Consider the following 13,798-nt stretch of genomic DNA (forward strand, 5'->3'; position numbering starts at 1 on the left):
ATTATAAAGAGTAAAAAAATGTATTTTTTTATTAAACATAAATAATATTTTTTATATTGGTTCAACAATTTTTTGTAAAGCAACAACTTTTTCATTCTTAGATGTTCTTATTAAAATTACACCTTGTGTATTTCTTCCTAATATTCCGACTTCAGAAACTCTAATTCTAACTAAAGTTCCTGCATTAGTAATCATCATTATTTGATCTTTTTCTACAACTTGTATTGCTCCAATAATTTTTCCATTTTTTTTTGTTATCTTTATAGAAATTACACCTTGAGTAGCACGTGATTTTATAGGAAAATCAGTAATTTTAGTACGTTTTCCGTATCCATTTTTCGTCGCTATTAAAATACTCCCTCTATTTTTAGGTACAATCAAAGAAACAACTTTATCGTTTTTTTTAATTTTGATACCTTTCACTCCAGATGCTGTTCTACCCATAGTTCGAACGCTATTTTCTAAAAACTGAACTACTTTTCCATTTTGTGTAAATAACATAATGTTATTATTTCCATCTGTTAAAGCAACTCCAATTAATTCATCATTTGCATGTAAGTTGATTGCAATAATTCCTGCAAATCTAGGTTTTTTAAATTGGCTTAAAGAACTTTTTTTGACTATCCCGTAAGAAGTAGTCATAAAAATGTTAAGATTATCTTTATATTCATGCACTGGCAATATGGCTGTAATTCTCTCTTTAGCACTTAAAGGTAACAAATTTACTATGGGTCTTCCTCGTGCATGTCTACTAGATTCTGGTAATTGATAAACTTTCATCCAATATAAAATTCCTCTACTGGAAAAGCATAATATCGTGTCATGTGTGTTGGCTATGACTAAACTTTCTATAAAATCTTCTTCTTTTATTTTTGCTGCTGATTTTCCTTTTCCTCCACGTCTTTGAGCATTATAATCAGAAAGTGGTTGATATTTTACATATCCTGAATGAGACAGTGTTACTACAACATCTTCTTGATTAATCAAATCTTCAATATTAATATTAGTATGATTTTCAATAATTTCAGTACGTCTTTTATCACTAAAACTATTTTTTATTGATAATAGTTCTTCTTTGATAACTTCAAACATACAATGCGGATTGTCAAGTATTTTTTGTAGTTCTTTAGTTTTTTTTATCAAATCATTCTTTTCTGTGATAATTTTATTTTGTTCTAAATTAGTTAGTTTTTGTAAACGTAAATCTAAAATAGCTTGTACTTGTTTTTCAGTAAAATAATATTCATTATTTTTTTGAAAGGGTATTTTTTTATTTTCTTTTTTATCAGTAATACTAAAGTTTTTGATATTTTTAGATGACCATTTTTTCTTAATTATTAAATTTTTTGCATCTGTTGAATTTCCTGAGTTTTTTATAAGAGTAATTATTAAATTAATATTTATTAGAGCAATATTTAATCCTTCAAGAATATGAATCCGATTACGCATTTTTTTTAATTCAAAGAGACTTCGTCTTGTTATTATTTCTTGTCTATGTGATAAAAAATTTTTTAATATTTCTTTCAGAGATAAAATTTTTGGTTGTCCTTGACATAAAGCAACCATGTTAATTCCAAAAGAAATTTGTAATTGGGTTAAAGAATAGAGTTGATTTAAAATTATTTCAGATATTGCTTCTTTTTTAATTTCAATAACAATTCTCATTCCATCTTTGTCAGACTCATCACGTAAAGCAGTAATTCCATCAATTCTTTTGTCTTTTACTAATTCTGCTATTTTTTCAATCAAACGTGACTTATTTACTTGATAAGGTATTTCATCGAAAATAATTGATTCTTTTTTATTTTTCTTATTTCTTTCGATTTTGTTACGTGCTCGAATATAAATTTTCCCTTTTCCTGTGCTATAAGCTTCTTCAATTCCTGATTTTCCGTTGATCAATCCAGCGGTAGGAAAATCTGGTCCTGGGATATGTTTAATTAGTTCTTGCAACGTAATATCATTGTTGTCAATATAAGCTAAACAACCATTAATTACTTCGTTTAAATTATGAGGGGGGATATTTGTTGCCATACCTACAGCTATACCTGATGAACCATTTATTAAAAGATTAGGTATTCTTGCCGGGAGTATTTCTGGGATCTCTTCAGTTCCATCATAATTCGGTAAAAATTCAACAGTATTTTTTTCTAAATCAGTTAGTAGTTCATGGGCTATTCGAGACATGCGAATTTCTGTATATCTCATTGCTGCAGCAGAATCCCCATCTACAGAGCCAAAGTTTCCTTGACCATCTATGAGCATATAACGTAATGAAAATTTTTGAGCCATGCGTACTATCGCATCATATACAGCCGAATCTCCATGAGGATGATATTTTCCTATAACATCACCTACTACTCGAGCAGATTTTTTGTATGTTTTGTTCCAATCATTATTTAATACATACATAGCAAAAAGTATTCTTCGATGAACAGGTTTTAATCCATCTCGAACATCCGGTAAAGCTCGGCCAACTATTACAGACATAGAATAGTCTAAGTAAGAGCTTTTTAACTCTTCTTCAATATTGACCTGTATAATTTCTCGTGCAGGGTCTTTCATGGGAACTATTATCTCTTTATCAAAACAATCAAATTAAGTAGAAAAGTATAACATAATTAAACTACTAGATGCATATAAAGAAAGCTATTCTTATTGATAAATCTTTGTATAAATAATATTTATATAATAAAAAATATTTTTTTATATTGTTTATTTGAAATGAAAGTATTATTATAAAATAATAATTGTTATTTTATGTTAAAAAATATTAATAACTAATTATTACTATAATAGTTTATTAATTTGACTTTAAGTTTATTAATTTGACTTTAAAATGAGATCTCAATATATGAAAGATGAAGAAAAAAATTTAATAGAAAATTTATTTCATCGTTTAAAAAGTACTGAATTAAATTCTTCTGAAAAAGATATTTCAGCCGATGAATTAATTCAAAAATTAGTCAAAAAGCAACCATCTTCTTCATATTATATGGCACAGACAATATTGATACAAGAAACAGCCATAAAAAAAATGAGTGCAAAAATTGAAGAATTAAAGAAAAGAATAAACATATTAAATAATATAGAAGGACAAAATAAAAAACCAAGTTTCTTATCAAATTTTTTTAAGAAAAATTCGGATACTCAAAAAGTATCTCATGATAATAATTTATGGAAATACAAAGAAAATCCTTCAAACTTAAATAATTCTATTCATCCACATACTATGTCTTCAACAACGCAAACACTTCCCGCAGCTAATAATAGTATTAGTAGTAGAAGTAGTGGGTTTCTTAGTAATGCTTTACAAACAGCAACAGGTGTAGCTGGGGGTATGATTTTAGGCAATATGTTAATGAATGTTTTTAATCATTCTAAACCAGAAGAAGAGATATTTGATACTATTCATCACGAATCTACAGACAATTTTACTAATGTAGAAGAAAATATGTTTAATCATTCTGCCAACAATAATTTAGTTGATTATGAATACAGTGAATCAGATATCAATTCAAATGAATTAAATTCAGATTATATAGATAATGATATTTATAATGCAGATAATGACGAAAGCAATGATGATAATTTTATTTAAAAATATATCATTATCGATAATCATATAATAGATGTTGAAATCATTACAAAATAAAGCCAGCATAATTTTTTTTGCTGACTTTAAATTTTTTTTTAGCAATTCTTACTTAAATATTCAGAAACACCTTCTAAAGAAGGTTTCATGCCTTTTTTTCCTTTTTCCCAATTAGCTGGACATACTTCTCCGTATTTATTATGAAAATTTATAGCATCTACCATACGTATCATTTCTTTTATATTGCGTCCAAATGGTAGATCATTTATGACTTGATGACGTATGATCCAATCAGAATCAATTAAAAATGAAGCTCGTAGTGCTACTCCAAGATCTGGATGTTCAATACCATAAGATTTTTGAATACTATGTTTTATATCAGATACCATGGGAAAATTTATTTTTCCAATACCACCATTTTTAGGCAAAGTTTTTTGCCATGCTTGATGAACAAAAACACTATCAATTGATACACCTACAATTTTTACATTTCTTTTTTGAAATTCTGAATAAAGTTTATTAAATTCTATGATTTCAGATGGACATACAAAAGTAAAATCCATCGGCCAGAAAAATAGTATAATTGATTGACCATTAGAATATTTTTTAAGATCAAATTTTTCAACAATTTTATTATTTTCTAAAACTGCTGGGGCTATAAAATTGGGTGCATTTTGAGTGACTAAAACCATTTTTTTTCCTATAATCGTATACTTAGTTATTTAATAAGAATAAAAAATTTTTATTCTTTATTGCAATTTTGTTAAAAATGGAAGTGGACAATGAATATAATTTTATCTTGGAAAGATGTTTTATCTCAAGAAAAAAAAAAGATATTTTATTAATATAATTAAATTTATTAAAAAAAGTCGCTTAAAAAAAACCATTTATCCTAATCAAAAAGATATATTTAATGCTTTTTTATTAACTAAGTTTAATGATATTAAAGTAGTTATTATCGGACAAGATCCATATTTTTCTAAAAATCAAGCGCATGGTTTGTCATTTTCTGTACCTAAAGGTGTTACTATACCACCTTCTTTAAAGAATATATATAAAGAGTTAAATGCTGATTTTAAAAAAAAATATAAATTTAATCATGGATGTCTTGAAAGTTGGGCTTGTCAAGGTGTTTTTTTATTAAATACTATTCTAACAGTAGAATCAGGAAAACCAAGATCACATAGTAGTATAGGATGGAACATTTTTACTGACAAAGTCATTTCTCTTATTGACTCATATAGACATGCAATTATTTTTTTATTGTGGGGAAATGATGCTAAAAAAAAATCTAATTTGATTAATATCAATAATCATTATATTTTACAAGCATCGCATCCTTCTCCATTATCAGCACATCGAGGGTTTTTTGGATGTAAACATTTTTCTTTAACTAATGAGATTTTACTTAAAAATAAAAAAAAACCAATTGATTGGTTTTTGATTTAAAAATAGAAAAAAATTTTCTATTTTTAAATACTATAAAACATAATTTCAATTAATATAATTATATTTAAGGGATATAAAAATATTATTCTTTAGGAATTGTAACAATTGCTTTTCTTAATAATATTTTATTAAAAGTAAATCCTTTTTTTATTACAGAAATAATATGATTGGGTGATGTTTTTTCAGATGATTCTGTGAAAATAGGAGTATGAGTTTCAGGATTAAAAATTTGATTTTTTTTACCTTCAATTTTTACTCCTAATTTAAATAAAATATTTAACAAAGATTGTAATGTTAGTTCAATTCCTTGTATTAGAGGTTGATCTTTTATATTCAATTCGTTAGATGATGTTAAGATATCTTCTAATGAATCTATTATTGGAATCGTTTTTTTTAAAAAGTTTTCAACTTCTATATTTTTTATTGTTTTTATTTTTTCTTCTGTATTTTTTTTTATATTTTCTATATTAGCTAATTTTCTTAATTCAATATCATGTATTCTTTTTTGATTGCGTAGTAATTGCAATTTTAAATCTTCTATTTTATTATTTTGAACTGTAATTAAATCATTTATATTTTCTGATTTTTCTTCTATATTATTTTTTTTTGAAAAGTTTTTATCACACATTTGGTTTTCTTGATTATTCATAAATTTTTCCATTTTACATATTAATTATTGAGTTATCATAAAGTTTTTCATTAATTTTTTAAGACTATTAATGATTATATAATATACATTATTTTTTAGGAGTTTTTATGCATGAAGCAACATTTCACTTGTATTGGTATTGTTGGACGTCCGCGTTATGAAAGTGCTTTGATAACACATAAGATACTTTATAAGTGGTTAATAAAAAATGGTTATAAGGTTTTCATTGAACACTCTATTGCTAGAGAATTAAAATTGAATAATCCCAATACTGCAACATTAATAGAAATTGGTCAATCTTGTGATCTAGCCATCGTTATAGGAGGAGATGGAAATTTGCTATGTACAGCTCGTATTTTATCGTTCTATAATGTTAAAATTATTGGAATTAATCGAGGCAACTTAGGTTTTTTAACTGATTTAAATCCTGATACTAGTTTAAAAAAATTATCAGAAGTTTTATCAGGACAATATTTATTAGAAAATCGTTTTTTATTAGATGCTCAAGTCTGTCAAAAAAAAATAATTTCTAGATCTAGCATAGCTATCAATGAAGTAGTTTTACATGCCAAACATTTAGCTCATATGATAGAATTTGAGGTATATATTGATAATAAATTCTCTTTTGCTCAGCGTGCAGATGGATTAATTGTATCAACTCCTACTGGTTCTACTGGTTATTCACTTTCAGCTGGTGGGCCAATTATAGCAACATCTTTAGATGCTATTGTACTAGTACCCATGTTTCCACACAGTTTATCTGCTCGCCCCTTAGTAATTCATAGCGATAGTATAATTTGTTTAAAATTTTCTAACATTCAAGATAACTTAAAAATAAGTTGTGACAGTCAAAAGGTTTTAAAAATCGAAAAAAATGAATGTGTATTTATCCGAAAGAGTTGTTATTATTTAAATCTTATTCATCCTAAAAGTTATAATTATTTTGAGACTTTAACTTCTAAACTTAATTGGTCAAAAAAATTTTTTTAGATGTTTAAAACATCACTAAATTAAAATATATTAAAAATAAAAACTTTCTCTTTAATAGAGGAAGATATTAGTAAAATTTATTCACTTTTACGTAAACTGTAATAGGGAAGTATAATGAATAATTATATAAAAATACTATTAATAGTGATTTTTTTTCCAATTGTTCATGTTTAGATAAAAAAACATATCGTTCTATTTCTTTACAAGAAATATATTTTAATCAAAATTTTTTTGAACAAAAATTATGTTGATATGACAAGAAAACAAATAATTTTTATTTTTGGCATGCCCATTATTGAGGATTTTTTTGATGATGTATATCATTACTATTTATATGATTATATAGGTAACGATTTTTCTCGAAAAAAATCTTAAACATATATTTTAAAAAAAATAAAGTTTCACGTTTTAATATCAAATAGTTTTTATAAAACTAATTTTTTTGGAGCTGGCGGGATTTGAACCCGCGTCCAAAATTTCTAGAAATAAAGTACTACATGCGTAGTTTTTTCTTTTTTTATTCATTTCCTAATTTGAAAAAACACATTTTAGGAACATAGTTTGAAAATTTATTCCGTGTCATCATCAAACTTGATTTTCACGTTTTTCTCTTTTTTAACCTTCCTGTATTCTCGTCCTAAGAGAAAAAGGCTAAGAAGGAAGGGCTTTATACAGTTTTTTAAGCTGCTAAAGCGTAGTTCTGTTTATTATTTGCAGCTATTTTTTTACGGCTTTTATCGAGGCAAACCGTTCCTCGGCATGCACTTTATTTTTTTGATAATTTTGTCAAATCCAAAAACAGCCCCTTTTTTATACTGAGATTCTAGTATACAAAAAAAAATAAAATTGTCTATTAATTATTTAAACATAAACTTTACACATGGAGATTCATTGTGAGTATTATTAAAAAAATAGAACAGCAAATTAAAAATAATATTATTTTAATTTACATGAAAGGTACGCCTCAGTCTCCTAGTTGTGGTTTTTCTGCACAGGCAGTACAAGCTTTATCTGTTTGTGGAGAAAAATTTGCTTATATAGATGTTTTAGAAAATATAGACATTAGAAATGAATTACCAAAATATGCAAATTGGCCAACATTCCCTCAATTGTGGATAGATGGTGAGTTGATCGGTGGTTGTAGTATTATACTTGAAATGTTAGAAAATGGTGAATTACAAAAATTAATATCTAATACAATGAAAAAATATAAATAGTTTTAAAAACTTTTAAACATAAATAATTTTTATAGAAAAATGGATATGACAGTTTATCTAAGAATATAAAATTCTTACTTTTTTTATTCTTAATGTCATATCTTTTTTCTTATATTTAATATAAATTTAAATGTGTTTTTTTTTTTTTATATTTACAGGCCATCCGCCCAAACGTTTCCATCGATTTACTAATTCACAAAAAAGATCAGCAGTTTGTAAACTATCATAAAGTGCGGAATGAGCTTGATTGTTGTCAAATGATAAACCAATGGCTTTGCACGCTTTAGCTAGCACCGTTTGACCAACTACTAATCCACTTAATGCTGCTGTATCAAATGTAACAAAGGGATGAAAGGGATTGTTTTGTATTTTTTCTCGTTGTATTAGAGCCATTAAAAAATTATGATCAAAATTAGCATTATGTGCTACAACAATTCCTCGACTACATCCTTTTATTTTAATTCCTTTACGTACCATATCTAATATTGATTCAATTGCTATTTTTTCACTAATAGCACCACGTAATGGATTAAAAGGATCTATTTTATTAAATGCTATTGCATCAGAGTTGATTATAGAACCTTTAAATGGTTCTACATGAAAATGTAATTTATCTTCTTTATGTAACCATCCTAATTCATCCATTTTTAATGTTATTATTGCAATTTCTAATACTGCATCAGTTTTTGGATTGAATCCCGCTGTTTCAATATCTATAACAACTGGATAAAAAGTACGAAACCGATCGCTTAATAAATTTAACTCTTGAGTTATAGACATCAAAATCTCATTTTTAAAACGCGTTGTGTTTGATTTAGTTAGTTTTTATTTTTTAATTTTAATATTTTATCAAAAATTAAAAGTAAATTAATATATAGAGAATTTTTTTATTGTGATATTTTTAGAAACATAAAATACTTATAAAAATAGAGTATTTTAATATAAAAAAAGACTACTTTTTATATTTATGATAATTTTAATTTTGAATACTTGTTGAATATATATTATGATTTTTCTTAATTATTTGACAAGTGTACTATAATTTATAAGAATATTTAAGATTAAATTATTAATTTAATCTCTTAACAACAATTTATACTACAATATTAGTATTATATTATATTAGGAAAATAAAATGAGTTATATTCTTCCTTCTTTACCTTATTCATATAATGCTTTAGAACCTTTTTTTGATGAAAAAACTATGATTATTCATCATACTAAACATCATCAAAATTACGTTAACAACACTAATGCTATTTTAAAAAATACTGCTTTTTCTTCATTATCTATTGAAGAATTAATGTCCATTTTTAATGAAATTATTTTAGAAAATAAAAATGCATTACGTAATAATGCAGGGGGACATATAAATCATAGTTTTTTTTGGAACAGTTTAAAATTAGGTACAATATTAACAAACGATATAAAAAGAGAAATAGAAAAACAATTTAGTACTATTGAACATTTCAAAGAAAAATTTGAAGAAGTAGCACTGAATCATTTTGGATCTGGTTGGGTATGGTTAGTCAATCAAAACGGTGTCTTATCTATAGTATCTACTGTTAATCAAGATAATCCTTTAATGGGAAAATCAATATCTAATACTTATGGTTATCCTATTATTGGTTTAGATATTTGGGAACATGCTTATTATTTAAAATATCAAAATAGAAGATTAGATTATATTAAATCTTTTTGGAATGTTGTAGATTGGGAAAAAGCAACTAATCGTTTACAAAAATAATTAATCATTAATTATATATGTAAAAATTTTTTATATTTTTAATTTTCATAAAAAAATACTTTCATTTTTAAAAACATATAATTTATATTATATGTTTTTAATATATTTTATTAAACTAGAATGATTATTTTAAGAACAAAGGATTTTGTTTGAATATAATTAAAATGATTGTCGGATTATCTAATCCTCAAAAAGAATATTATAATACTCGTCATAACGTGGGTTCTTGGTATATACATTCTTTAGCAAAACGTTTTTTTGTAACTTTAAAAGAAGAAAAAAAATTTTTTGGTTTTACCTCTTCTTTTATGAGAGATTCTCATTATATTAGATTACTTGTACCTAATATATTTATGAACATAAACGGTAATTCAGTACTAAAAATGGCATCTTTTTATAATATTCATTTAAGTGAAATATTAATAATTCATGATGATTTAGAACTAAAACCCGGAGTATCAAAATTAAAATATAGTTACGGACATAGCGGACATAATGGATTAAGAAATGTTATTAATGTATTTAATACAAAAATCAATTTTCATCGGTTTAGAATTGGTATTGGTCGTCCAATCAACAAAGATCAAGTATCTTCTTTTGTATTATCCCCTCCTACAAAAATAGAGAAAATTTTGATCAAAAAATCTATTTTAGATGCTATAGAGAAAACTTGTACGCTATATATTTTTAATCGTAATTAAGTAAAAAGTTCTTCTATTTCTCAAGGTATATAAGACATGAGTTTCAAATGTGGTATTATAGGATTGCCCAATGTTGGTAAATCTACTTTATTCAATATTTTAACTAAAGGAAATTCAGCAGTTGCTAATTTTCCTTTTTGCACTATTAAACCAAACGTAGGAATTGTTTCAGTTATTGATATACGTATCGATAATTTAGCTAAAATTATTTCTCCAAAAAAAATAATAAATGCATTTATAGAATTTATAGATATTGCAGGTTTGGTCAAAGGAGCATCTAAAGGTGAGGGATTAGGTAATCAATTTTTAAATAATATACGAGAAACAGATGCGATAGTCCATGTTGTTCGTTGTTTTAAAAATGATAATATTACTCATGTTTATAATCAAGTTCAACCCTCTTCAGATGTAGATATTATTAATACTGAACTTATATTATCTGATTTTGATCTTTGTGAAAAAACTATAGTACAATTACAAAAAAAAATGAAATTAACAGATGTAAAAGAAATAGAAAAAAAAATAGATGTTTTAAAAAAATGTATCAATCATTTAACACAGTGTTTAATGTTAAAAACTCTTTATTTAAATGCAGATGAGAAAAAAACCATTAGTTATTTACGTTTTTTGACTTTAAAACCAACAATGTATGTTGCAAATATTAACGATACAAAAGAATCTTATTATTTTTTAAATGAATTAAATAAAATTGCTGATAAAGAAGACTCTATAGTTGTGCCAATTGATGCAAATCTAGAATTAGATCTAGTAAAAATGAAAGATGAAGAACAAAAATCTTTCATGAAAGCTTTTAATATAAAAAATTTAGGTTTGCAGAGTATTATTTCTTCTGGATACAAGTTACTTAATTTGATAACTTTTTTTACTGTTGGTGTGAAAGAAATTCATGCTTGGCCGATTCCCCAAGGCAGTACTAGTATTCAAGCAGCTCATAAAATACATAGTGATTTTAGTAAAGGTTTTATTAGAGCTGAAATTATTACGTATAAAGACTTTATTAAGTATAAAAGTGAATCTAAAATTAAAGAAATGGGAAAACTTAGAATAGAAGGAAAAAATTATTGCATTCAAGACGGTGATATTGTTCATTTTTTATTTCACATTTAAAAAATAATTGATTTTTGAAAAATTATTATATATATTGTTTTTTTAGAGAGGAAAATACCGTTCATCCTCTCTAACTTTAATTTATCTTTCTAATAAAATTTGTTTTAATTTACTAAAAACAGGATTGATATTATAAGACAATAATGGCAAATCAATTCTTCTTTTTAGCTCATCAGGTAATGAAATATGATTTTTTAGTATTCTTTCTACAGTATTTTTAAACTTAGCCGGATGTGCTGTGCCTAAGAATAAACCAAATTCATCTTCTTGTAATTGATCTTTTAATAATCGATATGCTATTGCAGCATGTGGTTCAGAAACGTATCCTAATTTCAACAGTTCCTTAAGTGTTTCTTCGGTTGAGTAATCTGATACACTGCCAAATCTGAGTTCTTTCAAATTCCAACTTTTTCGATAAAATAATTCTTCAATACGACTCCAATTGTTAGGTTGACTAATATCCATAGCATTAGAAATTGTAGAAACAGTTTTTTTAGGATACCATTTTCCATTATCAAGAAATCTTGGAACTGTATCATTGGCATTAGTGCATGCTATAAATGATTTAATTGGTAAACCAAGAGATTTAGATAATAATCCGGCAGTTAGATTGCCAAAATTACCACATGGAACTGCTATAACTAAGTTTTTTCTTTGTTTTTCTGAAATCAAAGAAAAAGCCTCGAAATAATAACATATTTGTGCTAATAGTCTACTTATATTAATAGAATTGGCAGAATTTAATCCTATTGATTCTTTAAGAATTTTGTCATTAAAAGCTTCTTTTACTAATTTTTGACAATCATCAAAACTACCATTGATTGATACAGTTTTAATATTTTTACCTAAAGTACAAAATAGTTTTTCTTGTAATTCGCTAATTTTTCCTTTTGGATATAAAATAATTACTTGAACATTTTTCATTCCATAAAATGCATGCGCTACTGCAGCTCCTGTATCACCTGATGTGGCGGTTAAAATAGTAACAGATTCGTTTTTTTTGTTAAATAATAGTATCATTTGAGCCATGAAACGCGCTCCAAAATCTTTAAAAGCCAATGTCGGACCGTGAAATAGTTCGAAACAGTGTATATTTTCCGTAATTTTAACTGTTAACGGATGTTTAAAATAAAATGCTTTTTTAACATGTTCATGTAGTTTTTCTTTAGATATTTCATTATGAATAAATTTAGAGAGTATTTCAGTACTACGAGTAATAAAATCCATTTTTAATATTTTTGACAATTCTGTAGGTGTAATTACAGGTAATTCTACTGGAAAAAATAATCCTTGTTGTTTTCCTAAACCTAATTTTACAGCTGTTTCGAAGTTTACTTGTTCGCTATTATCTTTTAAGTTATAAAGTTTCATTGTTTTATCCTATTTTACGTGCACCTTGTAAATCTAAAAAACAAATATGAACAAATCCTGTTTTATTTTGTAAATAATTTTCTTTTAACCATAAAGATACTTTTTTAGCAATACTTATATTATCGGAAATAGCAAAAATAGCTGGTCCTGAACCAGATATTCCACAGCTTATAGCCCCCATTTTCTTAATTATTTCTTTAGCTTTTAAAAATTTAGGTAATAATTTAATACGATATGGTTCTGCAATAAAATCTTTCATTAATCTTGCTGCTAAATGAGGTTGTTGACTATATGAGGCATGAATAAAACCAGCTAAATAACGACTATGTTTAATACAAATTTCTTTCTTATATGTTTTCGGTAGTATATTTCTTGCTTCTGCAGTAGAAACTTTAATACCTGGCCAAGCTATTATCCAAAACCAATTTTTAAAAATAGGAATATTTTGGCTTATTACATCAGATTCTTCTAATATTAATTGCAATCCCCCAAGATATGAGGGAGCAACATTATCATAGTGTATACTTCCTGATATTTCGCCCTCTATTTCCCCCATAAGAAATAATAATTCTTTTTTATTAAAAGGTTTTTTACAAAATTCATTCATAGCAACTAAAGTGGCGACGACTGAACAAGCACTAGAACCTAATCCTGAACCAATAGGCATATTTTTTTCTAGAATAATAGAAACTGGAATATTTTTTTTTATAGCTTTACAAAACTTTAACCAACACTTCCAAATAATATTTTGTTCAGTGTTTTTAGGTAATTTATCCGCAAAAACACCTTTGTTGATCAATTCAAATTCTTTTGATAATTTTACTGTGACAAAATCTCCTAATAAGGTGCCATTTATAGGTATAATTGCCGCACCTAAAATATCAAATCCAACTCCAACGTTACCAATAGAAGCTGGTGCATAAATTTTAATCATTACTATGCTCCTGACGT

13 protein-coding genes, 1 other RNA gene and 1 pseudogene are annotated in these 13,798 nt (G+C 25.8%); 8 read left to right on the forward strand and 7 right to left on the reverse strand.

Going from position 1 to position 13,798, the window contains the following annotated elements:
* Window positions 1-51: 51 nt before the first annotated feature.
* Entirely contained in the window at window positions 52-2,565 is a 2,514-nt protein-coding gene (gyrA, locus tag D9V68_RS00910; protein WP_158357450.1) for a DNA topoisomerase (ATP-hydrolyzing) subunit A, read from the reverse strand.
* A 289-nt stretch (window positions 2,566-2,854) separates the two neighbouring features.
* On the opposite strand from gyrA, the gene D9V68_RS00915 reads away from it, so the two are divergent.
* On the forward strand, window positions 2,855-3,601 hold the full coding sequence (locus tag D9V68_RS00915) for a DUF2076 domain-containing protein (RefSeq protein ID WP_158357452.1): 747 nt from the start codon (window positions 2,855-2,857) through the stop codon (window positions 3,599-3,601).
* A 92-nt stretch (window positions 3,602-3,693) separates the two neighbouring features.
* On the opposite strand, the gene D9V68_RS00920 is transcribed toward D9V68_RS00915, so the two are convergent.
* Window positions 3,694-4,287, reverse strand: a complete 594-nt coding sequence (locus tag D9V68_RS00920; protein ID WP_158357454.1) for a peroxiredoxin — start codon at window positions 4,285-4,287, stop codon at window positions 3,694-3,696.
* 90 nt (window positions 4,288-4,377) lie between these two features.
* Between D9V68_RS00920 and ung the strand changes: the two are divergent.
* Window positions 4,378-5,044 (forward strand): annotated as a pseudogene (gene ung, locus D9V68_RS00925) (uracil-DNA glycosylase).
* A gap of 82 nt (window positions 5,045-5,126) precedes the next feature.
* On the opposite strand, the gene grpE reads toward ung, so the two are convergent.
* The gene (gene grpE, locus D9V68_RS00930) at window positions 5,127-5,693 is read right to left on the reverse strand and encodes a nucleotide exchange factor GrpE (protein WP_158357458.1); all 567 of its coding nucleotides are present in this window, start codon (window positions 5,691-5,693) and stop codon (window positions 5,127-5,129) included.
* Between the two features lie 111 nt (window positions 5,694-5,804).
* Between grpE and nadK the strand changes: the two genes are divergently transcribed.
* Window positions 5,805-6,683, forward strand: coding sequence for an NAD(+) kinase (gene nadK, locus D9V68_RS00935; protein WP_158357460.1), 879 nt, complete (start codon window positions 5,805-5,807; stop codon window positions 6,681-6,683).
* A gap of 285 nt (window positions 6,684-6,968) precedes the next feature.
* Window positions 6,969-7,058 carry a hypothetical protein gene (locus tag D9V68_RS03185; protein ID WP_261979603.1) on the forward strand — a complete coding sequence of 30 codons (90 nt, stop codon included), beginning with the start codon at window positions 6,969-6,971 and terminating at the stop codon, window positions 7,056-7,058.
* Window positions 7,059-7,125: 67 nt separating this feature from the next.
* Here D9V68_RS03185 and ssrA read toward each other — a convergent pair.
* Window positions 7,126-7,489: a transfer-messenger RNA gene (gene ssrA, locus D9V68_RS00945) on the reverse strand.
* Between the two features lie 87 nt (window positions 7,490-7,576).
* On the opposite strand from ssrA, the gene grxD reads away from it, so the two are divergent.
* Window positions 7,577-7,900, forward strand: a complete 324-nt coding sequence (gene grxD, locus D9V68_RS00950; protein ID WP_158357462.1) for a Grx4 family monothiol glutaredoxin — start codon at window positions 7,577-7,579, stop codon at window positions 7,898-7,900.
* Between the two features lie 126 nt (window positions 7,901-8,026).
* Here grxD and rnt read toward each other — a convergent pair whose 3' ends face one another.
* On the reverse strand, window positions 8,027-8,680 hold the full coding sequence (gene rnt, locus D9V68_RS00955; protein ID WP_158357464.1) for a ribonuclease T: 654 nt from the start codon (window positions 8,678-8,680) through the stop codon (window positions 8,027-8,029).
* A gap of 355 nt (window positions 8,681-9,035) precedes the next feature.
* Between rnt and D9V68_RS00960 the strand changes: the two genes are divergently transcribed.
* From D9V68_RS00960 to ychF, 3 genes are all read left to right on the forward strand, one after another.
* Window positions 9,036-9,647 carry a Fe-Mn family superoxide dismutase gene (locus D9V68_RS00960; protein ID WP_158357466.1) on the forward strand — a complete coding sequence of 204 codons (612 nt, stop codon included), beginning with the start codon at window positions 9,036-9,038 and terminating at the stop codon, window positions 9,645-9,647.
* Between the two features lie 164 nt (window positions 9,648-9,811).
* Window positions 9,812-10,348 carry an aminoacyl-tRNA hydrolase gene (gene pth, locus D9V68_RS00965; protein WP_158358244.1) on the forward strand — a complete coding sequence of 179 codons (537 nt, stop codon included), beginning with the start codon at window positions 9,812-9,814 and terminating at the stop codon, window positions 10,346-10,348.
* A 36-nt stretch (window positions 10,349-10,384) separates the two neighbouring features.
* Window positions 10,385-11,476 carry a redox-regulated ATPase YchF gene (gene ychF, locus D9V68_RS00970; RefSeq protein WP_158357468.1) on the forward strand — a complete coding sequence of 364 codons (1,092 nt, stop codon included), beginning with the start codon at window positions 10,385-10,387 and terminating at the stop codon, window positions 11,474-11,476.
* Window positions 11,477-11,557: 81 nt separating this feature from the next.
* Here the strand turns inward: ychF and thrC are convergent, their stop codons facing one another.
* Window positions 11,558-12,847, reverse strand: coding sequence for a threonine synthase (gene thrC, locus D9V68_RS00975; RefSeq protein ID WP_158357470.1), 1,290 nt, complete (start codon window positions 12,845-12,847; stop codon window positions 11,558-11,560).
* A 4-nt stretch (window positions 12,848-12,851) separates the two neighbouring features.
* Window positions 12,852-13,781 carry a homoserine kinase gene (gene thrB, locus D9V68_RS00980; RefSeq protein ID WP_158357472.1) on the reverse strand — a complete coding sequence of 310 codons (930 nt, stop codon included), beginning with the start codon at window positions 13,779-13,781 and terminating at the stop codon, window positions 12,852-12,854.
* Window positions 13,782-13,798 lie beyond the last annotated feature (17 nt).

The sequence above is a fragment of the Buchnera aphidicola (Hyperomyzus lactucae) genome (assembly GCF_005081705.1).
GTDB classification, from domain to species: domain Bacteria; phylum Pseudomonadota; class Gammaproteobacteria; order Enterobacterales; family Enterobacteriaceae; genus Buchnera; species Buchnera aphidicola_Y.

Bases quoted from the DNA above. Each gene is read 5' to 3' on its own strand.
- ychF (WP_158357468.1), top strand. From the start codon at position 10,385: ATGAGTTTCAAATGTGGTATTATAGGATTGCCCAATGTTGGTAAATCT.
- rnt (WP_158357464.1), bottom strand. From the start codon at position 8,680: ATGTCTATAACTCAAGAGTTAAATTTATTAAGCGATCGGTTTCGTACT.
- nadK (WP_158357460.1), top strand. From the start codon at position 5,805: ATGAAGCAACATTTCACTTGTATTGGTATTGTTGGACGTCCGCGTTAT.
- D9V68_RS00960 (WP_158357466.1), top strand. From the start codon at position 9,036: ATGAGTTATATTCTTCCTTCTTTACCTTATTCATATAATGCTTTAGAA.
- D9V68_RS00920 (WP_158357454.1), bottom strand. From the start codon at position 4,287: ATGGTTTTAGTCACTCAAAATGCACCCAATTTTATAGCCCCAGCAGTT.
- thrC (WP_158357470.1), bottom strand. From the start codon at position 12,847: ATGAAACTTTATAACTTAAAAGATAATAGCGAACAAGTAAACTTCGAA.
- thrB (WP_158357472.1), bottom strand. From the start codon at position 13,781: ATGATTAAAATTTATGCACCAGCTTCTATTGGTAACGTTGGAGTTGGA.
- gyrA (WP_158357450.1), bottom strand. From the start codon at position 2,565: ATGAAAGACCCTGCACGAGAAATTATACAGGTCAATATTGAAGAAGAG.
- pth (WP_158358244.1), top strand. From the start codon at position 9,812: ATGATTGTCGGATTATCTAATCCTCAAAAAGAATATTATAATACTCGT.
- D9V68_RS03185 (WP_261979603.1), top strand. From the start codon at position 6,969: ATGCCCATTATTGAGGATTTTTTTGATGATGTATATCATTACTATTTA.
- D9V68_RS00915 (WP_158357452.1), top strand. From the start codon at position 2,855: ATGAAAGATGAAGAAAAAAATTTAATAGAAAATTTATTTCATCGTTTA.
- grpE (WP_158357458.1), bottom strand. From the start codon at position 5,693: ATGAATAATCAAGAAAACCAAATGTGTGATAAAAACTTTTCAAAAAAA.